At 43.1% G+C, this 26,305-nt stretch carries 26 protein-coding genes and 1 other RNA gene; 13 read left to right on the forward strand and 14 right to left on the reverse strand.

From position 1 onward, the window contains the following. Window positions 1-4: 4 nt before the first annotated feature. The 7 genes from ACGHAV_RS12660 to ACGHAV_RS12690 form a co-directional block, all read right to left on the reverse strand. Window positions 5-1,498 (reverse strand): RNA polymerase factor sigma-54, encoded by a 1,494-nt coding sequence (locus ACGHAV_RS12660; protein ID WP_390381159.1) that lies wholly within the window; start codon window positions 1,496-1,498, stop codon window positions 5-7. Window positions 1,499-1,573: 75 nt separating this feature from the next. Beyond that, entirely contained in the window at window positions 1,574-2,299 is a 726-nt protein-coding gene (lptB, locus tag ACGHAV_RS12665; protein ID WP_334015477.1) for an LPS export ABC transporter ATP-binding protein, read from the reverse strand. A gap of 2 nt (window positions 2,300-2,301) precedes the next feature. Next, window positions 2,302-2,856, reverse strand: coding sequence for a lipopolysaccharide transport periplasmic protein LptA (gene lptA / locus ACGHAV_RS12670; protein WP_334015478.1), 555 nt, complete (start codon window positions 2,854-2,856; stop codon window positions 2,302-2,304). Continuing rightward, window positions 2,825-3,403: an LPS export ABC transporter periplasmic protein LptC gene (gene lptC / locus ACGHAV_RS12675; RefSeq protein ID WP_390381162.1), complete on the reverse strand. Its 579-nt coding sequence runs from the start codon at window positions 3,401-3,403 to the stop codon at window positions 2,825-2,827. The genes lptA and lptC overlap by 32 nt, the downstream gene beginning before the upstream one ends. Beyond that, a complete protein-coding gene (gene kdsC / locus ACGHAV_RS12680) occupies window positions 3,400-3,948 on the reverse strand; it encodes a 3-deoxy-manno-octulosonate-8-phosphatase KdsC (protein ID WP_390381165.1) in 549 nt (182 codons plus the stop codon). Before kdsC ends, lptC begins: the two co-directional genes overlap by 4 nt. Continuing rightward, window positions 3,949-4,932: an SIS domain-containing protein gene (locus tag ACGHAV_RS12685; protein WP_390381168.1), complete on the reverse strand. Its 984-nt coding sequence runs from the start codon at window positions 4,930-4,932 to the stop codon at window positions 3,949-3,951. Beyond that, window positions 4,932-5,888, reverse strand: a complete 957-nt coding sequence (locus tag ACGHAV_RS12690) for a calcium/sodium antiporter (protein ID WP_390381170.1) — start codon at window positions 5,886-5,888, stop codon at window positions 4,932-4,934. Before ACGHAV_RS12690 ends, ACGHAV_RS12685 begins: the two co-directional genes overlap by 1 nt. A gap of 451 nt (window positions 5,889-6,339) precedes the next feature. Here ACGHAV_RS12690 and mlaF point away from each other — a divergent pair, with 451 nt between their 5' ends. From mlaF to murA, 7 genes are all read left to right on the forward strand, one after another. After that, window positions 6,340-7,140 carry a phospholipid ABC transporter ATP-binding protein MlaF gene (gene mlaF / locus ACGHAV_RS12695; protein ID WP_390381173.1) on the forward strand — a complete coding sequence of 267 codons (801 nt, stop codon included), beginning with the start codon at window positions 6,340-6,342 and terminating at the stop codon, window positions 7,138-7,140. Continuing rightward, window positions 7,140-7,916, forward strand: a complete 777-nt coding sequence (gene mlaE / locus ACGHAV_RS12700; RefSeq protein WP_390381176.1) for a lipid asymmetry maintenance ABC transporter permease subunit MlaE — start codon at window positions 7,140-7,142, stop codon at window positions 7,914-7,916. Before mlaF ends, mlaE begins: the two co-directional genes overlap by 1 nt. Before the next feature lie 9 nt (window positions 7,917-7,925). Beyond that, a complete protein-coding gene (mlaD, locus tag ACGHAV_RS12705) occupies window positions 7,926-8,399 on the forward strand; it encodes an outer membrane lipid asymmetry maintenance protein MlaD (protein WP_390381179.1) in 474 nt (157 codons plus the stop codon). Between the two features lie 96 nt (window positions 8,400-8,495). Further along, window positions 8,496-9,161, forward strand: coding sequence for an ABC transporter substrate-binding protein (locus tag ACGHAV_RS12710; RefSeq protein ID WP_334015488.1), 666 nt, complete (start codon window positions 8,496-8,498; stop codon window positions 9,159-9,161). Further along, window positions 9,158-9,484, forward strand: coding sequence for a lipid asymmetry maintenance protein MlaB (locus tag ACGHAV_RS12715; RefSeq protein WP_390381183.1), 327 nt, complete (start codon window positions 9,158-9,160; stop codon window positions 9,482-9,484). The genes ACGHAV_RS12710 and ACGHAV_RS12715 overlap by 4 nt, the downstream gene beginning before the upstream one ends. A gap of 10 nt (window positions 9,485-9,494) precedes the next feature. Further along, complete coding sequence (locus tag ACGHAV_RS12720) at window positions 9,495-9,752, forward strand: BolA family protein (protein ID WP_334015490.1); 258 nt, start codon at window positions 9,495-9,497, stop codon at window positions 9,750-9,752. 12 nt (window positions 9,753-9,764) lie between these two features. Then, entirely contained in the window at window positions 9,765-11,030 is a 1,266-nt protein-coding gene (murA, locus tag ACGHAV_RS12725; protein ID WP_390381186.1) for a UDP-N-acetylglucosamine 1-carboxyvinyltransferase, read from the forward strand. A gap of 91 nt (window positions 11,031-11,121) precedes the next feature. Here the strand turns inward: murA and ACGHAV_RS12730 are convergent, their stop codons facing one another. The 3 genes from ACGHAV_RS12730 to ACGHAV_RS12740 form a co-directional block, all read right to left on the reverse strand. After that, window positions 11,122-12,192 carry a trypsin-like peptidase domain-containing protein gene (locus tag ACGHAV_RS12730; protein ID WP_390381189.1) on the reverse strand — a complete coding sequence of 357 codons (1,071 nt, stop codon included), beginning with the start codon at window positions 12,190-12,192 and terminating at the stop codon, window positions 11,122-11,124. A 291-nt stretch (window positions 12,193-12,483) separates the two neighbouring features. Beyond that, window positions 12,484-13,845 carry a DegQ family serine endoprotease gene (locus ACGHAV_RS12735; RefSeq protein WP_390381294.1) on the reverse strand — a complete coding sequence of 454 codons (1,362 nt, stop codon included), beginning with the start codon at window positions 13,843-13,845 and terminating at the stop codon, window positions 12,484-12,486. 88 nt (window positions 13,846-13,933) lie between these two features. Beyond that, window positions 13,934-14,371, reverse strand: a complete 438-nt coding sequence (locus ACGHAV_RS12740) for a ZapG family protein (RefSeq protein WP_390381192.1) — start codon at window positions 14,369-14,371, stop codon at window positions 13,934-13,936. A gap of 263 nt (window positions 14,372-14,634) precedes the next feature. Between ACGHAV_RS12740 and zapE the strand changes: the two genes are divergently transcribed. The 3 genes from zapE to ACGHAV_RS12755 all read left to right on the forward strand — a co-directional run bounded on the left by zapE (window position 14,635) and on the right by ACGHAV_RS12755 (window position 19,140). Continuing rightward, window positions 14,635-15,732 carry a cell division protein ZapE gene (gene zapE / locus ACGHAV_RS12745; protein WP_390381195.1) on the forward strand — a complete coding sequence of 366 codons (1,098 nt, stop codon included), beginning with the start codon at window positions 14,635-14,637 and terminating at the stop codon, window positions 15,730-15,732. A gap of 271 nt (window positions 15,733-16,003) precedes the next feature. Further along, on the forward strand, window positions 16,004-16,726 hold the full coding sequence (locus ACGHAV_RS12750; RefSeq protein WP_390381197.1) for a YebC/PmpR family DNA-binding transcriptional regulator: 723 nt from the start codon (window positions 16,004-16,006) through the stop codon (window positions 16,724-16,726). A 338-nt stretch (window positions 16,727-17,064) separates the two neighbouring features. Further along, window positions 17,065-19,140, forward strand: coding sequence for an EAL domain-containing protein (locus tag ACGHAV_RS12755; RefSeq protein WP_390381200.1), 2,076 nt, complete (start codon window positions 17,065-17,067; stop codon window positions 19,138-19,140). Between the two features lie 496 nt (window positions 19,141-19,636). On the opposite strand, the gene ACGHAV_RS12760 is transcribed toward ACGHAV_RS12755, so the two are convergent. The 4 genes from ACGHAV_RS12760 to ACGHAV_RS12775 form a co-directional block, all read right to left on the reverse strand. Next, on the reverse strand, window positions 19,637-20,077 hold the full coding sequence (locus ACGHAV_RS12760) for a hypothetical protein (protein WP_390381202.1): 441 nt from the start codon (window positions 20,075-20,077) through the stop codon (window positions 19,637-19,639). Beyond that, complete coding sequence (locus ACGHAV_RS12765) at window positions 20,077-21,267, reverse strand: hypothetical protein (protein ID WP_390381205.1); 1,191 nt, start codon at window positions 21,265-21,267, stop codon at window positions 20,077-20,079. Before ACGHAV_RS12765 ends, ACGHAV_RS12760 begins: the two co-directional genes overlap by 1 nt. A gap of 69 nt (window positions 21,268-21,336) precedes the next feature. Then, window positions 21,337-22,092, reverse strand: a complete 756-nt coding sequence (locus ACGHAV_RS12770; protein ID WP_390381208.1) for a hypothetical protein — start codon at window positions 22,090-22,092, stop codon at window positions 21,337-21,339. 119 nt (window positions 22,093-22,211) lie between these two features. Further along, window positions 22,212-22,994 (reverse strand): hypothetical protein, encoded by a 783-nt coding sequence (locus ACGHAV_RS12775; RefSeq protein WP_390381210.1) that lies wholly within the window; start codon window positions 22,992-22,994, stop codon window positions 22,212-22,214. A gap of 918 nt (window positions 22,995-23,912) precedes the next feature. Here ACGHAV_RS12775 and rnpB point away from each other — a divergent pair. The 3 genes from rnpB (at window position 23,913) to ACGHAV_RS12790 (ending at window position 26,271) form a co-directional block, all read left to right on the forward strand. After that, window positions 23,913-24,264: RNase P RNA component class A (rnpB, locus tag ACGHAV_RS12780), an RNA gene on the forward strand. Window positions 24,265-24,632: 368 nt separating this feature from the next. Further along, entirely contained in the window at window positions 24,633-25,841 is a 1,209-nt protein-coding gene (locus ACGHAV_RS12785; RefSeq protein ID WP_390381213.1) for a methyl-accepting chemotaxis protein, read from the forward strand. A 64-nt stretch (window positions 25,842-25,905) separates the two neighbouring features. After that, window positions 25,906-26,271 (forward strand): response regulator, encoded by a 366-nt coding sequence (locus ACGHAV_RS12790; RefSeq protein WP_039217225.1) that lies wholly within the window; start codon window positions 25,906-25,908, stop codon window positions 26,269-26,271. Window positions 26,272-26,305: the final 34 nt, after the last annotated feature.

Consider the following 26,305-nt stretch of genomic DNA (forward strand, 5'->3'; position numbering starts at 1 on the left):
CCCGTTAAATAAGGCTTTTGCGTTGGTTCGACGGCGGGATCGATAACGACTCCCGGTATTTTGCTATTGTTCGCCGGGCAACTTTAATGCCTTGTTCGGCCAACAATGAAGCAATCTTGCTATCACTTAGCGGCTTGCTAGGTTTTTCAGCTGCCACTAACTTCTTGATCAATGCACGTATCGCAGTAGATGAACACTCACCACCCGACTCGGTTGCTACGTGGCTCGAGAAGAAATACTTCAATTCGAATATACCGCGTGGCGTATGCATATACTTTTGCGTGGTGACGCGTGAAATAGTGGATTCGTGCATATCTACCATTTCTGCGACATCATTGAGAACCATTGGTTTCATCATTTCTGGGCCATGCTCAAAAAAGCCCATCTGTTGCTGCACAATACAATTAGCAACCTTCATTAAGGTGTCGTTACGCGACTCTAGGCTTTTGATAAACCATTTGGCTTCTTGCATGTGTGAGCGAATAAACTGCGAGTCGCTACTGTTTTTTGCACGACGACTCATTGCAGCATATTGTTGATTAACGCTAAGTTTTGGCAGGCTATCAGGGTTTAGCTCTACCACCCAGCGCCCGTTCTTTTTAGTAACCGATACGTCTGGAATAACGTACTCGGGTTCTTTAGTAACTAAAGCACTACCAGGGCGAGGATTCAAGGTTTGCAGCAAGCGCATTGCTTCGCGAAGCTGATCTTCTTTCAAACGGCTTTTACGCATGAGCGTACGGTAGTCTTTACTGCTAAGAAGGTCTGAATATTCTTCAATAAGCTGCTTGGCTTCAGCAAGCCACGGTGTGTCCTCAGAGAACTGACGTAGCTGCACCATAAGGCACTCTTGTGGAGAACGTGAGCCAGAACCAATGGGGTCGAACATTTGAATACGTTTTAACACGCACTCTACTTCATCCATTTCAATTAGCTCATCGCTGTCTTCGTCTAACACTTCCTCAGCGTTTACTGCTTCTAGAATATCTTCAAGTGACACGGTTAGATAACCCGACTCATCAATAGAGTCGATAATTGCCATGGCAATGGCTCTGTCTGTATCAGAGAAAGGGGTTAAACGCATCTGCCATAGTAGGTGTTCTTGGATATCTTCGGTAGTTTCGCCCTGAAAAATTTGTTCGTCATCACTGGCTGGGCCAGGCGCTGGCGCAGAAGAGGCCGAGTAGTATTCATCCCACGTGCTGTCTATAGGAAGTTCGTCTGGTAAATCGTTCTTTTCAAGCGCATCTCCGGCTTCTAACGTATCGCTTGAAGCCGTCGGTTGAACATCGCCACTGTCGTCGTTGTCGATGTTATTCTTTTCAACTTGAGGTTCGTCGTTGCCTTCTTCAACTTCTAAAAGCGGATTAGAGTCCAGCGCTTCTTGAATTTCCTGTTGAAGGTCAAGCGTAGAAAGCTGCAGCAGTTTGATAGCCTGCTGAAGCTGAGGTGTCATGGTAAGTTGTTGGCTAAATTTTAGCTGTAAAGATGGTTTCATCTACTTCTTATTTAAATGCTTTAAATTGAATACACCAAGAGCGAAACTGAAAAAATGACAATCCGGTTACATTAACTATAGCCTGAATTGTTCGCCTAGGTATACATCCCTAACTTTTTGATTACTTAAAACCTGTTCTGCGGTTCCCTGCGCAATTAATTCGCCATGACTCACAATGTACGCTTTCTCACAAACATCCAATGTTTCTCGTACGTTATGATCGGTGATAAGAATGCCTATGCCTCTATCACGAAGATGTTGGATGATCTTCTTTATATCATTAACTGATATAGGATCAACACCAGCAAATGGTTCGTCTAGCAAAATAAACTGTGGTTTTGCCGCCAGCGCTCGCGCTATTTCAACACGACGCCTTTCACCGCCCGACAAACTCATCCCCGCACTATTACGTATATGGTTAATATTAAATTCATCAAGTAGTGCGTCGGCTTCTTCTTCTTGTTGTTGTGAATTTAAATCTTTACGCGTTTGTAAAATAGCCATGATATTTTCATGCACAGTAAGCTTTCTAAAAATAGACGCTTCCTGCGGGAGGTAGCCAATTCCGCGGCGTGCACGTTCATGCATAGGTTGGTGAGTAAGCTCATTGTCGTCAATTTCAATTTTGCCTTTGTCTAGCGGAACAAGGCCGACAATCATATAAAATGTAGTGGTCTTACCAGCGCCATTCGGACCCAATAGCCCAACAATTTGCCCTGTTGATACCGATAAGCTAACGTCGCGCACGACTTGTCTTGCTTTATAGGCTTTTGCAAGGTTCTTTGCACTTAACGTCGCCATAACTATTCGTTACCTTCGTTGTCTTTTTTGTCGTCTTGAGACTTTGCTTTTCGAATGGTTTCAGGTGTAAATACGGTGGTTACTCTGCCATCACCATCGGTATCGTCACCGCCAGTTGCAAGCAATTGCTCTGTAATCATGTCGAAGGTAATGTTATCGCCTTGCACCATGCTGGTATCTTGCTTAAGTTCGGCTTTACCCGTTAGCGCAATAGTGCGGTTGACTACCTCATAACGAATTTCATTCGCCTTTGCCGAAACCGGCGTACCGTCTTCAAGCTGCTGAGAGTAGCTTGCAGGGTTTCCTCTCGCTACGAAAACTTCTCTTCCTTCGCCGTCAGTGGCGATAACTTCTACTTCGTCAGCATTAATCACTAACGAGCCCTGAGAGATTCGAACATCATCCTTAAATAATGATGTTTTATTTTTCCCATCGACAAACTGCGACTTTGAGTCCACCTTAATGGGCTTGTTAAAGTCGGCTTCGCTTGCAACAACACCGCTGCTTGCCAAGGCTAAAAGTAGGCTAGTTGCTAGGGGAATAAGTGGTTTGTACATGATCGATAAGCTCGTATTCTTGGGTGCGTAAGTTCGCGTTAAACCCATTGCTTTGAATAACATACTGTGACCCTAGTATTTCAACTGTTTGGTCTGATGTCATCTGCTTGTTGTCTAAATTTATTTGTATGTATTGCGTTGTGATGGTTTTTACAAAGTCATCACCGGTTTGATTTTCAATAACGACATTGTTTTCTAATTGAATAAGTTCGTTATTGTACAGGGTTCCTTCTACTGCCGAGACCACCCAAGGCGACGAATTGCTCTCGGTATATAGGGTGTACTTAGGCTGCTGAAATAGTACGAAACCAAGTTGGTCATAGTGCTCCATCGACGTGGCGAATACCTTATGGTTTAGCCGACCTTCTTGATTGTATAGGGTAGTAGTTAAGTTTTTAGCCTTGTAGGCAGGTTTTAGCGCGTCTGACTGTTGGCTGCCAGTGACTTCAGGCTCGTCTTCCATCCATGTCGGTAGGTACATCAACATGGCCAATATAAATAGCGCAGAAATACTTACGCCTAAACGGTTAAAGCCAAACAGGCTCATACGCTGGCTCCGAATATACCGTCAGTAACGCCTTTAGCCTGTAAAATGGTGTCAGAAATTTCTCTTACAGCACCAAAACCGCCTGGCAGGGTGGTTATCCAGTTTGCTTGTTTAGTTACAAAGGGGTGTGCATCAGCAACGGCAATCTTTATTGCTGCGTGAGTAAACATGCCGGTATCTGGCATATCATCACCTACCGTCGCTACCTCATCAGCGCTTAGTCCTAATGATTTCATTAACGATGCTAGCGCATCAGACTTATTCTCTTCGCCTTGAATAATATGCGCCACATTTAACGCCTTCATTCTGTTTTCAACAATGGAAGAGCGTCGGCCGGTGATAACGGCAACTGTTACACCGTGGCTAACCAATGCTTTTACACCGTAACCATCGCGAGTGTGAAACGCCTTAAGCTCTTCACCGTCGTTGCCTAGATAGATACGGCCATCTGAAAATACGCCGTCCACATCACAAACCAACAGCTTAATGTTTGCTAAACGTTCAAAAAAGTCGTTATCCAATTCTGCGTATAACGTGGCTACCACTTACAAAACTCCTGCTTTAAGCAACATGTGCATGTTAAACGCACCAATGGGTTTTCTATTCTCATCGACAACCATAAGCGCGCTTATTTTATGCGCTTCCATTAAGTTTAACGCCTCAACAGCTAACTGGTCGGCACGCGTGGTTTTTCCGCCTTTTGTCATTACATCGTTTACCACAGCATCGTGAAGGTCAACGCGCGCATCCAAAATACGGCGAAGGTCTCCATCGGTGAATACGCCCAATAACGTGCCGTCGTCTGCAACAATGCCCGTCATGCCTAAGCCTTTTTTCGATATTTCAAGCAACGCATCAGCCACTTTGTCGTTAGCACTGCTAAGTGGAATATCACGGCCGCTAAGCATAATGTCGTTAACTTTCAGAAGCAGCTTTTTACCGAGGCTACCGCCTGGGTGTGAAAGGGCGAAATCATCAGACGTAAACCCCTTGTGATCGAGCAGAGCAACGGCCAGTGCGTCACCCATTACCAGTGTTGCAGTGGTACTAGAGGTTGGTGCTAATCCCAAGGAGCACGCTTCTTTTTCTACGCTAATGTCTAATACTACGTCGGCGTGCTGGCCTAATGAGCTTTGCTCACTGTTTGTCATTGCTACAACTTTAATACCCAGCCGCTTTACTACTGGAAGCAAGTTCACAAGTTCGCTAGTTTCACCTGAGTTCGATATGGCTAGCAGCACATCGCCTTTGGTTAACATACCTAGGTCGCCGTGATTTGCTTCGCCAGGGTGCATGAAAAACGCGGGCGTACCCGTACTTGCGAGCGTGGCCGCAATTTTGTTGCCGATATGCCCTGATTTTCCCATACCGCACACAACCACTTTTCCTTCACAGGCAAGCAAAATGTTGCACGCTGTAACAAACTTTTCATCAAGTCTTGCGCTCAAGTTTTGTATTGCTTGAGCCTCAATATCAATGACACGTTGCGCCGATAAAATAAATTCAGCCTGTAGGTTTTTATTTGTCATTATCCAAACAGCCAAAATTGGTAGCCAATAAAGCAGGCTAAAAGTAAAAATCCGTTCGCTCGAGAAATGATGCGTTTACCAACAAGATCGAAGCTAAACAAAAACAATAACAGCGTTAATCCTAACATGACATACATGTCGCGGTTGTATACATCTGGGTCTAATAGCCCTGGCGCAATTAATCCTGGCATACCCAGTACCGCCAGCAGGTTAAAGATATTCGAGCCAATAATGTTGCCCAAGGCTAAGTCATCTTCACCTTTTAAGACACCCGCAATACTTGCTGCAAGTTCAGGTAAGCTGGTACCAAAAGCGATAATGGTTAACCCTATTATCAGGTCTGATACGCCCATATATCGTGCTATTTCTACCGCAGAGTTCACTAAGAAATGTGCACTCAAAGGCAAAATTACAAGGCCAATGCCAATCCAAACTAGCGCTGCGGTATTCGACACATTTTTAGGAATTTCTTCCGCGGTCTCAGCAGCGAGCGGGTCTCCTTTTTCGACTTGTAGCGATAACCACGCCATCATGGCTAATACAAAAATGAAGAGCCCTAGCAGAATTACACCTTCATACGACTTTAATTCGCCGTCAAACATAAAGGCAATGGCAATAAGTGAGATAATTAATAGCGCAGGAAGTTCACGCTTTAACGTGGTTGAAGATACAAGCAGGGGTTTTACCAGCGCAGTTATACCCAGTACCAAAGCAATATTGGTGATGTTCGAGCCAAGTGCATTGCCTACTGCGGTATTCATGTTTCCGTTTAAAGAAGCAATGGCTGACACCATTATCTCAGGTGCTGATGAACCCATGGCCACAATGGTTAACCCAATCATCATGGGTGATATGCCAATGTTCTTAGCAAGCGCCGAAGCACCATAGACAAATCTGTCTGCACTCCAGCTAAGCACCACTAGGCCGACGATGAAAATGACAATGTTTAAAAGCACAACAACCTGTAATAAAAAGTATTTCGTGAGATTGTCGCAAAATCGGTGCCATTTTCCTACGGCCTCAGTACTTTATTTTAGTAATCTATTAAATTAATCCCGTTAGATGCTTGCTTAGTAAAACCTTAATAAACTCGTCAACACGCTAAAAAATAAACAAAAAGTAGGGTTTGTTCAGTTTCAGTTAATGATTTTCAGCCTACGATTTAAACCGTTCGTCTACATCGAACATAAGTTGTAACTTTTTGACTTTGGCTGGGGTCTTGAAAAAGCGTACAATGAGCCTAATTTACAATGCCCCGCGACGTTTTTATATGTTACGGGGATATGGCAGCGGTTTTGCCATAGAGACATTACTTATTTTTGTGGCTGCAAGTTTGTAACAGCAGCGTTAAAAGCTGTGATTAGAAATTGTCAGCATTACTAGGTCAAGGGTCGACAACAAAGCGCTATGGAACATTTAGTTGAAATAGATAATCTTACCTTTAAGCGTGGTGAACGTACTATCTACGATGGTATTTCATTGAAAGTACCAAAAGGTAAGATAACGGCCGTAATGGGGCCAAGTGGGATAGGGAAGACCACATTGCTGCGCTTGATGGGCGGACAGCTATTACCTGATGAAGGCGATGTGAGGTTTGACGGCAAATCGATTGTATCGATGTCGCGTAAATCGCTGTATGAAACTCGCCGCCGAATGAGCATGCTGTTTCAAAGCGGTGCGTTATTCACCGACATGAGCGTTTTTGACAACGTTGCGTTTCCCTTGCGTGAACACACGTCACTTTCTGAAGATATTATTGCCACTATTGTTGCGCTAAAACTTCAGGCTGTTGGGCTTCGAGGCGCCGCTAAACTTATGCCGAGCGAGTTATCAGGCGGCATGGCGCGACGAGCGGCACTGGCGCGTGCCATTGCGTTAGACCCAGACCTCATTATGTTTGACGAGCCCTTTGCAGGCCAAGACCCTATTTCAATGGGCGTACTGGTTAAACTGATTCGCGAACTTAATGATGCCCTAAACTTAACCAGCGTGGTGGTCACCCACGATGTAACTGAAGTACTGACTATTGCAGACTACATTTATATTTTGGCCGACAAACGCATTATTGGCGAAGGCACTGCGCAGCAAATCAAGGACAGCGATTCTGAGCTTGTGCAGCAATTCTTAAAAGGGAAAGCCGATGGCCCAGTGCCATTCCACTATCCCGCTTCCGATTTGAAGGAGAGTTTTTTGGGAGCAGATAAGTAATGAAGTTCTTTCAATCGCTAGGTGCAAAAACCATAGGTAAGGTAACCGCCATCGGGCGCGCCGCGATTATGTTGTTTGGTGCACTAGTGGCTGTGCCGCGTCTTAAAAATATACCGCTTATTATTAAGCAACTTTATGTTGTGGGTGTGCAGTCGCTGCTTATCATTATGGTGTCGGGGCTGTTTATCGGCATGGTTATGGCGCTGCAAGGCTATACAATACTCGTAGACTACGGTGCAGAGGGAAGCCTTGGGCCAATGGTGGCGCTGTCGTTACTCCGTGAGTTGGGGCCAGTGGTAACTGCACTGCTGTTTGCAGGTCGTGCTGGCTCTGCACTTACTGCTGAAATTGGTTTAATGAAAGCTACAGAACAGCTAAGCAGTTTAGAAATGATGGCTGTTGACCCGTTGCGTCGTATTGTAGCGCCTCGTTTCTGGGCTGGCATGTTAGCCATGCCAATGTTAGCCATTATCTTCAGCGCTATTGGCATTTTAGGTGGCCATTTAGTGGGCGTTGACTGGCTAGGTGTTGATGCAGGTAGCTATTGGTCAATTATGCAGTCGACAGTAGATTGGAACCAAGATGTGATAAACGGTGTGATAAAAAGCCTTGTTTTCGCCTTGGTTGTGACCTGGATTGCCATATTTAAAGGTTATGATTCTATTCCTACGTCGGAAGGGATCAGCAAAGCAACAACTGAAACAGTTGTGTATTCTTCATTAGCAGTATTAGGGCTGGATTTCGTGCTAACCGCCCTTATGTTTGGTATCGAGTAGGGGACAAATATGAACAAGTATAAAACGGAAGTAATGGTTGGCGTGTTTGTCATGCTTACAATTGGGGCGCTACTCCTATTGGCGCTCAAAGTGGCTAATCAAACAGTAGCGACTGAAGGAGATACCTACACCCTGTATGCGAAATTCGACAACATCGGCGGGCTTAAACCACGCTCGGCGGTGAAAGTAGGCGGTGTAACGGTAGGCCGTGTGTCTTCTATCTCGTTAGACCAAGAGGACTACACGCCAGTAGTTACGCTATCTATATTAAACGATTACAAAGGTTTTCCAGAAACCAGCTCGGTATCTATTTTAACGTCTGGACTTCTTGGTGAGCAGTACGTTGGTTTTCAACCCGGTTTTTCGTTCGACGGTGTTGCAGACTTAAAAGATGGCGACTATCTGCAAGACACCAAGTCGGCGCTAGTACTTGAAGATCTTATAGGCCAATTTTTATTTAACCGAGGTAGCGAAGACGAATAAGTCGTCGCACTTAGACACGATTAAACGCAGATTAGATGAAACTTTTCAGTGGTTTATCTGGTCTGCTCTAAAGAATGATTTGTTAGGAGAGATACTTTGAAAAAGTTTATAGCGGCGATGGGCATTTTTATGATGTCAGTTGTGGGGATGGCGAATGCACAGGACGTGAATGAGCAAAACCCGTACGCATTGGTTCAGGATGTGGCGAATCGCACGTTTGAGCGTATTAAAGCAAACCAAGAGTCGATTAAGGCCGACCCAGAAATGCTGCGCACCATTATGGAAGAAGAGCTTGTGCCGCACATCGATTATAAATTCGCTGCTTTCATGGTGTTAGGTAAACATTTTAAGTCTGTTCCTCAAGAGAAAATGGGCGAATACATTAGCGTATTCCGCCAATACCTTATTACCACTTACGCGGTTGCAATGGGATATTACGACAACCAAACCGTTGTGTTCGAGCCAGAATCTAGCTTTGATGACAAAAAGTCAGTAACTGTACGCGCTGTGGTTCAAGACCCTAACCGTCCAGAAATTAAAATTGCATTTAAGGTTCGTAAAGACAGTAAAACCAACGAGTGGAAAGCTTATGACATGGTGGCTGAAGGTATAAGCTTACTAAACAGTAAGCGCAGCGAGTTCGAATCTATTTTGCGTCAAGACGGCATCGACTCAGTTATTGCCCTGATGCGTGAAAAAATTGGCAAGCCAGTAGAACTTAAAACTGGCGAGCCTATTGAAGTTGAGGGAGAGGCTGAGTGAGCCTGTTCGAGGTAAACAATAAAGGTAATATCATTGTTCACGGTCACCTAGACCGTGACACCCTATCTACCAATTTCTGGCAAGGCTTAAGTAGCAGTGAGCGAAGCGCTTTAATAAATGCCGAGCAAAGTGCTATTGATTTAAGCGATGTTGAGCGAGCAGATAGTGCTGGTTTAGCATGGTTAATAAATGCGGTTAGGGATGCAAAGCAAAATGGTGTTAGCATTACGCTATTAAACATGCCTGAAAAACTCCACAAGCTAGCAAAACTCAGCAGTGCCGATAGTTTTTTACCGGTAAAAAGTGACCAATCAGCAAATTAAGAAGTAAGTTATGGAACTGTCAGAAATCGAAAAAATCTTGAAAGACGCGTTAGATCTTCACGATGTTGTTGTGAAAGGCGAAGGCTCTCATTACAACATTGTCGCGGTAAGCGATGCTTTCAGCGAGATGAGCCGTGTAAAGCGCCAACAGGCAGTGTATGCACCTTTGGCCGATAAAATTGCTGATGGAAGCATGCATGCTATCACTATCAAGACTTTTTCAGTGAAAGACTGGGAGCGCGAGCGCCAGTTTCATATTCCTCAGTAATAGGCGACTTTCGTGGATAAACTTGTAATAAAGAAGAGCCCAGCCCTTCAGGGTGAAGTGCGTATTTCTGGCGCGAAAAACGCAGCACTTCCGCTGTTAATGACAAGCCTGTTAACAGATGCTCCTTGCCGCTACACCAATGTGCCGCGTCTTCGTGACATTAACACCACTACCGCATTGCTGCGTGAGCTAGGTGTTGAAGTAGCGCAACCTGCGCCAAACGATGTGCTAATTGATGCAAGCACTCTTAAAAGTGTGACGGCGTCGTATGAACTTGTGCGAACCATGCGTGCATCAATTTTAGTGCTCGGCCCGCTGCTTGCCAAACAGGGAAAAGCTAACGTGTCGTTGCCAGGTGGCTGTGCCATTGGTGCAAGACCTGTAAACCTTCATTTGTCTGGCCTCGAAAAAATGGGTGCGCAAATAGAAGTAGACGAAGGCTATATTCGCGCAAAAGTCGACGGCCGCCTAAAAGGCGCTCGTATCTTTATGGATATGGTAAGCGTAGGGGCTACTGAAAACCTATTAATGGCGGCTGCACTAGCAGACGGTACAACGGTACTTGAAAATGCCGCGCGTGAACCTGAAATTGTTGACCTTGCCAACTGCCTAATTCAAATGGGCGCGAAAATTACTGGTGCAGGTACCGATAAAATTACTGTAGATGGCGTTGAAAGTCTGAACGGCTGCGATTACTCAGTGTTACCAGACCGCATCGAAACAGGAACATTCCTCGTTGCTGCTGCGGTAACTGGCGGTAAAATTCGCTGTACCCATGCTGCACCTGACACGCTTGACGCGGTACTTGATAAGCTTGAACAAGCGGGTGCCAACATCACCACTGGTGACGACTGGATAGAGCTTGATATGCAAGGGCGGAAGCCAAAAGCGGTACGCGTTAAAACAGCGCCACACCCAGCATTTCCTACCGATATGCAAGCGCAGTTCGTTACCCTTAACTGCGTTGCCGAAGGTACGGGCGTAATTACTGAAACCATTTTTGAAAACCGTTTTATGCACGTCCCAGAGCTACAGCGCATGGGCGCTGAAATTGCACTAGAAGCAAACTCTGCAGTGTCGAAGGGCAGTTCAGTGTTAAAAGGCGCACCAGTAATGGCGACCGACCTTCGCGCATCGGCAAGCTTAGTGATTGCTGGCCTATTGGCAGAGGGTGAAACTCATGTAAACCGCATATATCATCTAGATCGTGGTTACGAGGCCATTGAAGAGAAGCTAGGCGGTTTAGGTGCAATTATCGAGCGCGTAAAAGACGTATAGCGCGCTTAGTGATAGAAACACGCATTAAAAACAGCTAATAAAAAAGCGCGTTGTGCAATACATACGCGCTTTTTTTATCCCTGCTTATAACCTAGGGATTAGTTCGAAGCTCGGCGACGGTGGCTTTAATTGTTAGGGGCTGTCCGTCGCGACTAAGCTCAATGGTTAACGTTGTGCCAGGCTCGGTTTCAGCAATCATATCGAGGGTTTTCGATGCACTCTCAAGGCGCACACCATCAATAGCGACAATAATGTCGCCAGGCTGAAGGCCGGCGATGGCGGCAGGACTACCTTTCGCTACCGCCGTTACGTCTATACCAGGACGATTGCGAATTTCACTGCCAATAAAGCCCAGCTGACCGCGTATAACGCGCCCGTTACTGATTATTTCGTCCATTACCCGTTTGGCTAGCGCATAGGGTACGGCAAAATTAATGCCGTCTACGTTTCTTACGCGGTTACGTGAATCTCGTACTTGGAAGTTGGCATTAGTAATACCTACTAAAATACCGTTACTATCAACCAATGCACCGCCAGAATTACCTTGGTTAAGCACCGCGTCGGTTTGAATAAAGTCGACATAGTTAGATAATCCGTTACGACCAGCACGACTGACAATACCTTGCGTGATGGTTTGGCCTAAATCAAATGGATTACCAATTGCCATAACAACGTCGCCAACATGGGTATCTGGGTCGGCAACCTGAGGGATAATGCTAAGGTTATCTGCTGTTACTTTTAAAACTGCAAGGTCGGTAAGCGGATCGGTGCCGGCAATTTGGGCTTCTAGTATGCGACCATCCTGTACCGCAACATAAATACTGTCTGCATTTTCAACCACGTGGTGGCACGTAAGAATATAGCCGTTTTCGGTCATAATAACGCCCGAACCTAAGCTTGCGCGCTCTCGTGGTTGATTTCTAAATAGGCCGCTGTCATTTTCTATACTTACACTGTAAATATTTACCACTGCTGGGGCCGAGCGACTTAAGGCGTTAAAGTAGCTTTCGCGATTTGCTCTTACCGAAGGCTCAGAAAACCAGCTTTGCGTAAAGCCGTTTCCCTGACGTAAATCAGGTAAAAACAGCAACAGCAATACCGCTACGGTAGTGCCAAGTAAAACAGACTTAATAACAAAGCTTAAAATTGAACGGCCAATCACGGTTTACACTTATTTGTTGAGTATGTTGTTGTGCATGCTGTAAGACGTTGTCACTGAAATATTCTTCGTTAGGCAAATTAGATATCCCAAGAAGCGTAGCCAACATCTACACCATTACGCAGCGTATTTGTACGAATAATGAATAAAGGATATCACTTTATTCATTAAACTACCGTAACGAAACAAAAATTTTGCATGTGTGCTAATCCGAGTTGAGGCAACATATGGCGTATAAAAAGAAAGGGCGCTAAAGAGCGCCCTTAACCATACAGTTTGTAAAGCGTAAAAGTATTACTGGCGGATAACCAAGTATAAAGTAGAGTTACCGCGTTTAACATTTAACGCAATCACGCCTTTTGCTTCATCTAATGCGTTTCTGAATTCAGCCACGCTTGATGTGCGCACGCGGTTTACGCCAATAATAACGTCTTCAGCTTGTAAGCCAATGCGTGCAGCTGGTGCGCCGCGTTCAATCTCAGATACCATTACACCTGCATTGCCGTCGGCATCTTCACCGTTGGCAAGTGTAGCGCCTTCCAATGCTGGATGAATTTGCGCAGCAGTAACCGTTGTATCGGTTGCGTCATCAAGCACTACATCCACATTCATTGTTTTGCCTTTACGCATAACCGTTAGCTCAACTTCAGCACCTGCGCCCATGCTAGCAATTTTGGCGCGCAGCTCTTGGAAGCTACTTAACTGACGACCGTTAATGGCAGTAATAATATCACCCGCTTGTAGGCCGCCTTTATCAGCTGCTGAGTCTGGCTGAACTTCGCTAACAAAAGCGCCAATGTTAACTTCGGCATTCATTGCTTCGGCAAGACCCGCGTCGATGTCGCTACCCAATATGCCTAGTAAGCCACGGCGTACTTCGCCGTATTCAGCAATTTGGTCTACAAGGTTTTTCATCATGTTTGCAGGAATAGCGAAGCCGATACCCACATTGCCACCATTAGGACCGAATATGGCGGTATTGATACCAACAAGCTCACCGTGGAGGTTAACCAGTGCGCCACCTGAGTTCCCTCGGTTAATGGCAGCATCGGTTTGAATGAAGTCTTCGTAGCCGCCGATATTAAGGCCTGAGCGGCCTAGTGCACTAACAATACCCGAGGTTACGGTTTGAGACAGGCCAAATGGGTTACCAATAGCCACGACAAAATCGCCAACGCGCAATGCGTCAGAGTCGGCAAGCGGTAGTGCTTTTAAATCGTCGGGTTCAATTTTAAGTAGTGCAATATCGCTTTGCTCATCAGAACCTAGCTTTTTAGCCTTGAATTCACGGCCATCGGTGAGTTTTACTGTAATTTCGTCTGCATTATCAACCACGTGGTTGTTGGTAACCACATAGCCGTTTTCCGCGTCAATAATTACGCCCGAGCCTAAACCGCGAAATGGGCGCTCTTGCACTTGTTCTTGTGGGGCGCCAAAGAAGTAGCGGAACATCTCTGGTACGCGCTGGCGGGAGGTTTGTGTTCCCTCTACCGCAATACTCACTACCGCAGGGGTAGCTTCTTCAAGCATAGGGGCTAAAGAGGGAACTTCATCTTTCTTATCTGAAAAAAACGGTAACGCCGCCTGTGTGCTAGCAGTAAAGCCCAATGAACTTACAACAACGGCAGACGCCAATAAACAATGGCGGAAAGACATTTTCATGTTCGCTTACACTCCTTCATGTTAAATGCGACATAGCATGATTTAAATAAAAGAGCCTGAGGGCAGTGAAAAGTTCCCGATGTTACTGTTTTTCTGCGTTATTCTGCTCGGTTCTGCCGACGAATAACCCAGAGCCAGCGTTAGCAAAGTCTTTTGGTTGCGTATCAGAAACGCGCTTCACTCGTGCCTTATCAGACTGTTTAAGATTATTGCGTAAATAAGTTGTGGCTTGTTCGCCGTAAAAAGGTACTTTGTTGCCTTCTTCTTCGCTGCCTTGTTCAAGCAACAATTCATATTCTTCAATTTGCTGTTTTAGCACTTCGCATTGGTTTTCAATGCTTTCTAGGCTTTGACGGGTTTGATGAATATGGTGCTGTGCCTGCTGCGCAAGAATTTCTTTAACTTGCTTTTCAGTTTGCGCTGCATTGCCTACACCTTGTTTTTGCTGGAAAAAACGGCCTACAAAAAAACCAATAACCAAGCCAACAATTAACAAAGCAAGAGATACTAACAATTCCATTAAATTCTCCGAATCAATCTACATCTTGCAGCGCGTTAAATTATTACGGCAATCGCACTGCTTTCGACCATACTTTGAATATAGCAAGGTCGAACCCGAAAAGCGCATACAACATGACGTTTTTTCAATGTTCATGATATAGCACAATTAACTGAGTGCGATTCTACCGTGATTTCCAGTAAAATTAAGGTCATAATTGAGAAATTCAAGCAGGTCGGTGCAGCATGCGCCGCTATTGACTTTTGTACGGAGTGGTTTAGGCGATGACGCCATGGGAAAAATATCAGCTAGATCTTCAGTCGTCTGATTTTCATTATGACGCGGCACAAGAAAACGCAGTAAAAGAGCTTCAGCGTTTATACGACGAACTCACTCAGCCAAAGAAAAAAGTAACATGGCGAGTAAAGTTGAAAGCCGCGTTTGGAAAAGGTTATTCGAAACCGGGTATTCAAGGCATCTACTTTTATGGCGGCGTCGGGCGAGGAAAAACCTATTTAGTTGATACCTTTTATGACTGCTTGCCGTTTGAGAAAAAAATGCGCGTGCACTTTCACCGTTTTATGTACCGCGTACACGATGAATTAAAGCTGCTTAAAAGTGCCCAAGACCCTCTTAAAATAGTCGCGGCTAAGCTAGCTAAAGAAGCTCGCGTAATATGCTTTGACGAGTTTTTTGTGTCTGATATTACCGATGCCATGATTCTAGGAACATTAATGGAAGAGTTGTTCGGACACGGTATTGTGCTGGTGGCCACATCGAACATTGTGCCAGACGACTTGTACAAGAATGGACTGCAGCGCGCACGTTTCCGGCCTGCTATCGATTTGTTAAACCAAAATACCCGTGTTGTGAATGTAGACAGCGGCATTGACTACAGGTTACGCACGTTAGAGCAGGCTGAAATTTATCATTATCCGCTTGATGAACAAGCCACAGATAACCTGCATAGCTACTTTACACAGCTTGCTCCAGAAGAAGGTACGAGCGGCGAGGATATTGATGTAAATAACCGCAAAATTACCACACTTCGAAATGCAGATGGCGTGTTAATGATTGATTTTAAAGACCTGTGTGGCGGCCCGCGCAGTCAAAGCGATTACATTGAGCTAAGCCGTTGTTATCACTCGGTGTTGCTGGCAAATGTAAAACAAATGGGACAGCACAACGATGATGTTGCACGACGTTTTATTGCCATGGTAGATGAGTTTTATGAGCGCAACGTAAAGCTTATTATTTCTGCAGAGGTGGCCCTCGAAGATTTGTATACAGAAGGCTTGCTAAACTTTGAATTTAGGCGCTGCCTTAGTCGATTAAAGGAAATGCAATCGCACGATTATCTGGCAACGGAGCATTTACCTTAAACCTACTGAAATCTAGCGTTTGCTATAAAGCGAGTGCTGTAGCCAACTAAAACGCCATTAAGGCTGTATTGTTGGGTATAAAATAGGGTAGAATTTTGCCACTTTTTTCTGTGTGTTTGCTACAACGTCGCTAATCTTGCGATACATGAGTATTGCATAGCCAAGTATCAAAGCTTAGGTAGCAGAGTTTAGCCAGTAAAGCTTAACTAGCCACACAGCAGTCTATATAACCGCAACGCAGCGTTCCAATTGCGAGAAAGAGAATTTTAAGATGGGAAGAGCATTCGAAGTACGTAAAAACGCCATGGCAAAAACTGCCGGCCAAAAAACGAAAGTATATTCTAAGTACGGTAAAGAAATTTACGTGTGTGCGAAAAACGGTGGTGCCGATCCAGACACTAACCTATCGCTTCGTCGTTTGATGGAAAAAGCAAAGAAAGACCAGGTGCCAAGCCACGTAATTGAAAAAGCGATCGATAAAGCAGCTGGTGGTGCAGGTGAAGACTTCCAGCCTATGCGCTACGAAGGCTTTGGCCCAGGTAACTGCATGGTAATTGTTGATTGCCTATCTGATAACGCTAACCGTACTATTACAGAAGTACGTAACTGCTTTACAAAGACAAACGCAAAACTGGGTGCACAAGGTGCGGTATCGCACATGTTCGATCATCAAGCGGTATTCCAGTTTGAAGGCGACGATGAAGACGCTATTCTTGAAGTACTAATGGAAGCGGACGTAGACGTAACTGACGTTGAAGTAGAAGACGGCAAGGTAACGGTTTACGCTCCTCACACAGAGTTCTATCAAGTGAAGACTGCGCTTACAGAAGCCTATCCAGACATTAATTTCATTGCAGAAGAAATGAGTTGGATGCCGCAAACTGAAACAGAGATTAGTGAAGACGATATGCCGATGTTCGAAAAATTCATGGATATGCTAAACGACTGTGACGACGTACAAGACGTTTACCACAATGCGGTCACACCTAACTAAACACCGAATTAAAAATAGGTAATCGCAAAACCAAAAATATAAAAAAGCCCTCAAAATGAGGGCTTTTTTGCCTCTGTAATGCAAAAGTGCTTCGAACTACGTTCTGTTGCGGATGCTACATCGATTATCGTGATAGTTTTTTGTGCTTTAGGAAACTATGTCATCTTTATTGCTCCTCAAATGTAACATTTTCTTGTCATTACGACTCGAAAGTATAATGTTAAAACACTAACTTCGTATGCTACTTTTATTTAAATAGTGTTTTCTGCTATTTGGGATTTGCTCTGACCGACTGAACCGTCTAGACAAATATTATTTCACCTAAATGGATTTGATTTTTGAGAACAATTCAATCGGACATTGCAGTAAATACATCAGCATCCCTTGCTGTTGTTTGCGCATTGATAATCACTCTTTCCATTTATGTCTACGAAGACTTGTATGTTGACTTTTTGTCCGAAGAATTGGACGCAATAGCAGGGAATCTCACCGTTGGTTTAATGCGCAGTGACTTTCAAAATAGCTCTTTCAAACAAACTGAAGTTCTGCTCGGACTAGATGAATATGACTATATTGAAAGGGCGTTAGTATTTGATAACGAAGGTTCTTTGCTTACACGTTATGAAGGACAATTGCAGTACCCAGGGGGCAGTGATAAGAAACGTATATTGCACTCCGACAATCTCGCGGGCTTAAAGGAAGGAATACATCACTTCGAAACTTCACTGATCGTTGTGAAATACATCGGAGATGAAGAATACAGGTTGGGAAAGCTAGCTATTGAACTCGACATGAAAAATGAACTAAGGGCGAGTCGATGGCAATTTATTGTATCAACCGTACCTGTTGTAATGATTTTGATACTGGCGTGCGTGTCGATTACAACATTACTACAGAAGCGTTCCTTAAGGCCTTTGTCACTTCTTATTGAAACGATGGACAGTGTCGTAAAAGAAAGAAATTTTAATGTTGAGGTCAAAATTTTTAGGAGAAAAGAAACAGCGGCACTGTCGAACGCGTTTAATAATATGATGTCAACGATACGTGAACAAGCTACTCGTGACAGAGAAAAAAATGAGCAGTTGGAGTTAAATCAAATTGATATGGAGCGACTCGTTAACATAGATTTACTAACGCAGCTCCCGAATAGACAAAGTTTGATGAGTAAGCTAAGTAACTTACTCTCTGAGGCACAACGAAAAAACAGCGACGTAGGGCTGTTGTTTCTCGATATGGACCGTTTCAAATCTATCAATGACTCATTCGGACACAGAGTTGGAGATAAGTTTTTACAGGAAGTGAGTAATCTTATCGTTAGGTCATTACCTCAAGATACGGTTTTCGGTAGATTTGGTGGTGATGAGTTTTTGATATTAGTCGAAAATATTAATTCAGTTGAAACGTTATCGTCGCTTGCAAAAGAGTTGAAGAACGCAATATCAGAGCCGCTAATCATAGAAGGGATTAGGCTCCATATTTTGCTAAGCATTGGAATGGCAAACGCTAGAGATGCAAACTACGATAGTTCTAGACTTATTAGTAATGCCGATGCGGCTATGTATAAAGCCAAAGAGAGTGGAAAAGGGGAGTGCGTATTGTTCACCCCTGCAATGTTTGCTGAAATGCAGCGCCAAAATAATATTTCGTCAAAGATAGCGGAAGGTCTGTTAACTGGCGCATTCTATGTACTGTATCAAGCTAAGATAGATAAAAGAAAATGTGTTGTAGGTTTTGAAGCATTACTGCGTTGGGAAGACGAGGAATTGGGGTTTATATCACCCGCTGAGTTTATTCCCATAGCCGAAAAAAATGATAAAGTTTCTGCATTAACGCGCTTCGTAATTGAAAAAGTTTGCGATGACCTCCCAACAATAAAAAGAGACTTTGGTGATGATATCGTTGTGTCCGTCAATCTGAGTCCTCAAGACCTCAATCATGTTGAAATAACAGAGTTTATTATAAACGATATGGAGTCTGGCCGTATCCCCTCAAAAAACATAGAATTTGAAATTACTGAAACTGCGTTAATGGACAATTTTAAAACTGCAAATGATTTTTTTGACGCATTAAAATTGCAAGGGGCTCGTATTGCACTCGACGATTTTGGTACTGGCTATTCCTCATTAGGTTATTTAAGCAAACTGAGTATCGATACGTTGAAAATTGATCGTCAATTTGTCAGTCAAATAGGCTGTTCAAGCGTGTCTGAAACAATAACAAAAACGATAATTGAAATGGCAAAAGCGCTAAATTGTGAGGTATGCGCGGAGGGAATAGAAACATTAGTACAGGCCAGCTTCTTGCTAGAGCACGATTGTAACATGTTACAAGGCTTTCTTTTTAGCAAGCCGACTGCTGTTGCTGGATTAAAGGGTGATCTTTACCATTTGATTGAGTCGCCACTACTAACCTAGATTCGTCCCATGTCGATGGACATGGCGTTTTCAAATTCTACTGTATACATTTCTTTGAGCCTTTCTCGCCTCAGAAACGACAAGAAGCTTTATGCAACTGCCTTATTATGAAAGAAATTACGACTGCTCATATTACCCTTTAGATCACTCGCTTTCAGGAATGCCTGCAGGCTGTGGCTGGTATATTAGCTTCCTTGATCTAAGTATACCGCCACCTTTTGCTTTGGATTCCGACGCTATACCTTCATCAACAGCGCGTTGAGAACAGTACCCTCAGATAAATCATTGTGTTTCTTGGCATCAGCTGCAAACTTCCGAATGCAAGCATTTGAGTTGTCGTTTGTTTTGCAGCATCAGCTACAAACTGGCCGCGACCAACGAAGTGTTTGACCGCTTCAATTTTGAATTCTTTAGGGTAGCGTTTTCCGCCAATACGCCCCTCTGTTATTTTATTTGATAGAGGGGCGTTTAGGAAAACGTTGGCGACTCAGCTAGTTTAAAAGGGGGGATGCACCCTCACCAACCCACTAGGAATTGGGATAGTGGTAGGTAGGTAACCAATTGTACCTTTGGTGTTCTTAAGTCTTTCTATCATTGTGGATACATCATCTACTTCCATCGGCGGTTGATATCGGCCGCTAAATTGCATTTGAGCCCAGTAAGATTGAATCCTGGATTCTGGCAATCCAATTACATGTGTATTAAAAACAACTCTAGATTTGTTACCCGGTGCAAGAGCAATTGGTTTAAGGGTCATATCAGCTGCTATTGAAGCTGAGCTCCCTGTCATAAATATTTCTCTTATTTGAGACTTCGACAGTGAGATTTGATTTAAGTTATCGTTTAGAGCGATGTTAGCAACAACAATGATTTTTTGTTCGGCAAAGCAATGAAAACTAAATAGTAAACCACCTACTATAGACAATACTGTACGCATTAGAACACCCACTCTAGCGAAACTTGTGATAGCGTAGCATTGCGGCCATCAGAGTTAGAGTTTGGATTAGTTGTCAAAAATGATGAACTACCAGATTCTCCCAGAAGCAATGAAACCTCGGCCTTTAATGCCATTTTAGTTTTGAAGTCCCAGCGCACGCCCAGCGTAAAGGAATCCAATGTGTTTTTCGGAACAAAGTCATTTAAACGTAGAACTTGCATGTAAAGCGCGTCAGATTGTTCTGATTCACCAAGTGGAATACTATTATTTATTAGTGGCGCTGATTGTTTTGATGATGCGAATGTTGCGTGAAATAAAAGAGCATCCACATACACGCCTGCGGAAAAATAGTAGCCCTCTACCGTATCGAGAAAACCGATGTCACTCGAAATTCTCATCCATTCTGAACTGGCATACCACGAAATGGTGTTATAGCTAATTCCCCAAAGAAGCGCATGTGCCGATGAACCACTGTCAAATTGGGTTGCAACTTCTCCAAATCCAGCATCCTGCAGCGCAACTATCAGAGAATCCAGTGATTCCGATCGTGCTTTTATTCTATTTCCTCTTATTAAAGCGCTTCTAAATTGAAATTCACGCTTATTTATTTGAAATACAAATCCATGTAAATCATCTACTCTTAAACTGTAATTTCCCAATGAAGAAGTTATTTCATCGTCATAGCTACCATAATACGCTTCCAACATTACTGTTGATTCGTTAAATTTTTTTCTGTAGCGAGCACTAACACCGTCATATTGAGTGAACAAATAACTGCTGTAAAGTTGGCTTGGGGGGGTGATCCACGGATACGCAAATCCAACGTCGATGACGTCTGAATATTTTAAAAATGGTGTACGGAGGCGGCCTGCATTAATTTGTAAGCCATGACTTGAATTATACGTGAGATAGCCCCACTCTAACCCCGAGTTACGATCTGCTCCACTATGCATAAGCAGCTGCAATGATGTAGAAAAATAATTATTCAAGCGGTAATCAAGCTGAACACCAAGTAGTGAATCTTCTTGAAAACTCAGTTCGTCGACATACCCTTGATATTCTGATTGTTTTGAACTGAAATATCCACCTACTGCCCTCGCAAATCCTGAAATATTTAGGTCATTCTGTTCACTCGCTAATGCTGTCGCATTAGATTGTAATACAAGTATAGCGTAGATAATGTAGCGCATTTAGGTTTCAGCCTTGATAAGGTTAAGCGTTAGACGGTAGTAGTTCATAGTTATAAGTTAAATAATTCTTTAGTTGCTATTTAACATGCTTTCATTTTTTGCAATGTGTTGCCTTAGATATTGGCAAGACAATACAGAGGCATAATTTCGTCCACTGTCTTGTGTAAATGAAGCTATTTCGAGCTCGCGGTCTTCTTTTTCATGGCTAATGCAGTCTTTGCTTTTTTTTTGCATGGGCACGTAGTCGACGATATCGAGAAGTTTGTTTACAAGACAACCAAAAAGGCCATTACAATCTTGTAGTAGTAAGATGGTTGTAAAGCTGCATCTTGAAGTGTGGCTATCAGTCCCCGGGTCAGTGTTTTCAAGGTCGACGTTTTTCTTGAGCAGGGTCCTGACATCATAAATTGGAACAGCTTGTTCATCGACACCGATGACTCCCTTAAATATCCCATTATCAGAAAAACGTATCATTGGATAATCTGAATTCAATATCTGACGCACTGCTGAAAACTCAATCAACACGGTAATACCTATATCCATATACAGACCTTTTTTCTTATTTGAATGTTTGCATACCTGTCCTTGCATGGGGATAGCGTCGTCTCGATATAGGTTTAACATTCCTTTTATTCCCTCAAGACTGTTCTTTGAGTAGGTCAGCAACGTCATAAATTGTTGATTACATGTAACGAGTCTCATATCACGGTCAAATAATGCACGGGCTGTAACGCCAAAATCATTTTCAAAACTTTTGCAGTTTTGATGGACACTGGTCTCGAATGTTTTACAAGTTTCTTTGATAAGTTCTGTTTGCTGAGGCATCTATTCAAATCCTTCTAAAAACAACGTTGCTGTTGCAACCAACGTAAATTCTAGGTAGTCAAGCGTTAGGTGTTTTTAAGCCCAACCGATAAAGTTATTGTCAGTGTTCAGAGTTCTTTCTATTCTATTTTTGTACTTTTAAGGCGCTGACGTACATCTGATATGTGAGTTTTGATGTCACCTGAACTAAGGGTTAGTACCAGCAAATCATAAGGAGAAAGGTGAAGTACGTTTGAAAGAAATGAGCGAAGCGCGTAGTGGCATCTTTCCATAAGGGCTTTTTCGAATGAAAGCATTTGTTCTGCAGTCTTCTGACCATATAGTAGTAAGCCTTTTGCTTTTAAGTTTTCAATGAATTTTGTTGATAAAATATGTTTCAGTAGTCGCTGAAACTTTTTGTCCAAATCAACGAGCTGTTCATTTGATAGAGTGTCTCGAAGAGGATGTGAAAATAATGCAAAGAAGTCTGCATAACAGAAAAGGTCATAAGCACTACGAAACAGAGCATCGATAATGGGATCTGAACTAACAGCTGCGAAATTTTCGTCACCGTAGCAATATGCGTTAAATCCGCGAGAGAGTCGTGACAAGATATCACTGCTTAATGGCGTGCCGGACCGCACAATAGCGTGGCTCATTATATTAGCTAGAAATATAGCAGCGCTTCTATTCGATCTTAATTTGTCTGAGTCGTAGTAAACGTGTAGGTGCAACAGCATTTTAGATTCAACGAATTTTATGAAAGAGACGCATGTTTCAACGTCTCCAAATACAGCATTACTGAGTGGGTCGATTTGTTCTATCCACGGAATGTTTATCTTAGGAACGTCGATTGCATTATCATTGCATTCAATTATCTCGGTTCGTTTTGTATTGCTGTTAAAATTGTTATTGTTTTCCATAACCACTACCTACTTCGCTCTGTGTTGAGAAACGTTATTCGTCTTGCTTGACTACGTTTGCAAATGCGAAGCAATGCCCTTAAATGATTAAGAGTGATGCTCTGATGCAACACGCAGACATACGACTAGCTTTGTAATGTGAAACTGTTGAGCAAACGTTGGCACGCCAAGTAAAACTTATCCGCGTAACTTTTGATGCGACTAAAAAATAAAGCTTGCGCTCCAGCAAACCTATTTTTTCCTATTGGAATGCCAAAATTTTCTATGTGGTAGGGTTTTTAGTGTCGTTATACTACCTTGTACTCTCCACCAATTGATGTTGGTTTTGCTATCGGAGAAACTCCGGTTGCAGGAATTTCGTCCAATTTCGTTACGTCGTCTAATAATTTATAAGAATATAAATATGCAATAAAGTAATATTTATATTATTCTTAATTGATTAAGTTTCTTATCTTTTTGTTTTAATAAATTTAATGATTTTTAATAAAAATTAATCTTAAATGGTATCTAGACTAAAGTAGTAGTTAAAAATCGAGAATTAATTGATTCAATATCTGTAGAGGATAAAGATAAATGTTCGTGAGCAAGTCTATTTTGTTGTGATGAGCTACTTCTTAATTGGTATTTGACACCTTACATGAACGGGTAAAATACATTATGAATTGTGAATTGTGAATTGTGAATTGTGAATCGTGAGTGAGAGAACTTTGATTTGAATTCGCGACGTGACAATTATGATTACCAATGTGCGATAAAAATATAATTCGCTGCAGACTAGGCAAGTATGATTATGAACAATTCTTTTTTTAAAATTTGAGAGAGATGTGAATAAAGCATTTACTTCTCCACTGCGCCTTTTGTTTGTAATACATCATCTGCTTGTCGCTATTAATCACGACATCATGTAACATACGCCGCGGAGTTGGCCAGGCAATCGCCGCTTTCGTAAGAAAGGGGAGGAAAGTCCGGGCTCCAAAGGGCAGGGTGCCAGATAACGTCTGGGCGGCGCGAGCCGACGACAAGTGCAGCAGAGAGAATACCGCCTAAGCATGTTTACATGCCGGTAAGGGTGAAAGGGTGCGGTAAGAGCGCACCGCACCTCTGGTAACAGAGTGTGGCAAGGTAAACTCCACCCGGAGCAAGACCAAATAGGATCCCTCAACGTGTGGCCCGCATGGGGATCGGGTAGGTTGCTTGAATCAGTGAGCGATTGCTGATCTAGAGGAATGGTTGCCCACGACAGAACCCGGCTTATCGGCCAACTCCATCCTTCCTATTATTTTTAAATAAAATACTCGCTTAAAAACTAACTCCATATACTCAGACCACACAAAATGGATGGTAATGAAGCGTTAGAAAGTAGCTTCATTACCGCTGCTATAATGTCATCGATAATGCAAATCACCGCTAAAAGCATCGAATTTTTCCGTAAAGCTATATCCCAAATAAATACTGACAAAAGACTGGCAGACAATATTAAATGTCTTTCCATTTTGGTAAAAAATTAACTTTTTGTCACAAATGTCACCAAAGTGCTTAATGTATTCAAAAGTATAATTGTCGGAGTTGAGAATTAGACCATACTCAAGTTGTTTGTTAATCGGGCGTTAATACGATGGCGTCAAATAAGGTGGTCTTGTGTCAATACCAACAGCGAAAGGCTTTTATAATTTTCTGTTCAGCAAGAGTAGTGCATTCGTTGTTTCGTTCTTTATTATGCTGGTGAGTTGGAGCTTATCTTTCACGTCAACGGCTCAGATCAGTGTTTCTGTCAGTTCGATTTGTGTGCTGTTTTTGCTGTTTGCTTTATCAAAAGCGTCGACTGAAAACGCTGTTGATAATAACGTTAACGAACATAGCGTTGAAAACCACCCATCTTCAAATTGGGCTTTGAAAGGTCAAGGCTCGTTAGTGTCTGCAGTATCTGAAGCAAATAATATTTTATCGGTTACTTCATCAAATATTATGGATGTTTTTTCTACGCAAAACGATGCGGTTTCTACACTGAGCGAGTCCTTCATATCACTGCAAGGCTTGTTAGGTCAGCAAGAGACAAGCATTAATAATTTGCTGAAAGATGACGACAGTAGCGACGGTGCTTATGCCGACAAAATGCGTTCATTTGCTTCTGACACTGATGCTACGCTTACGCAGTTTATTGATTCAACAAAAGAAATGACCAAGTCTACGCAAGCGTTGGAAAACCAAGTGCAAACCATTCAAGAGGCAATGCCTACTGTTATCGAAGCTTTAAGCGGGATTGATGATATTTCTTCTCAAACTAACCTTTTGGCACTGAACGCTGCCATCGAGGCTGCTCGCGCTGGAGAGGCAGGTCGAGGATTCGCAGTTGTTGCTGATGAAGTGCGTGCGCTATCAACCCGCTCTACGCAGTTTAGCGATGTAATAAAAACCCAAATAGAAAATATTAAGTCGCTTATCGACAAACTTACGAAAACAGCGGAGGTTGTTGCGTCACAGGACATTTCTCATGTAGTCAACGCGAAAGATGAAATAAGCGAACAGCTTAGAGGCATCATTAAAAAAGCAGAGTCCGATATTCGGGGAGCAAGCGAACTCGAAGCCATCAGGCAACAGTTGGCAGACTCAACTGCAGCGGCCATTCGAGGTTTACAATTTGGTGATATTAACGGACAAAATCTCAATTACACCCGCGAAACAATCGATTTTGTGGTTGAGCAGCTTTCATTGTTAAGTACTGAAGGCGCTAGCCAAGTAAGAGAAAGCCTGAAGAATTACCAAGTCTCGTTAACTGAAAAAGGACAAGCGGACCACAATCCGGTTTCTGCTACTTCAATGGACGCGGGTGATGTCGAGCTTTTTTAGCATCAAGAAACTTATTTCCAAAGTAATGTTAAAGCAACGTTGATGAAACAAAGGTGGTTGAATTATGAGTAAAAGCATACTGATTGTTGATGACTCTGTGTCTATACGCCAAATGGTTGAAATGACCCTAAAGTCAGCAAATTACAATGTAACGACTGCCCAAGACGGACAAGATGCATTGGATAAGTGCCAAGGTGCCCGTTTTGATTTTGTGCTTACCGATCAAAACATGCCTCGCATGGACGGCCTCACGCTCATTAAGTCTTTAAGAGGGCTGGCCAACTTTCGTTCTACACCAATAGTTATGCTAACAACGGAAGCTGGTGATGACATGAAAGCAAAGGGAAAAGCCGCCGGAGCTACCGGATGGATGGTGAAACCTTTTGACCCAAATAAACTGCTGGATGTAATGAAGCGAGTTTTGGGTTAATTAAACGTTGGTGTTAATTGGGCGAGTGGGAGTT

The sequence above is a fragment of the Alteromonas sp. MTD1 genome, assembly GCF_042848195.1.
Classification (GTDB): domain Bacteria; phylum Pseudomonadota; class Gammaproteobacteria; order Enterobacterales; family Alteromonadaceae; genus Alteromonas.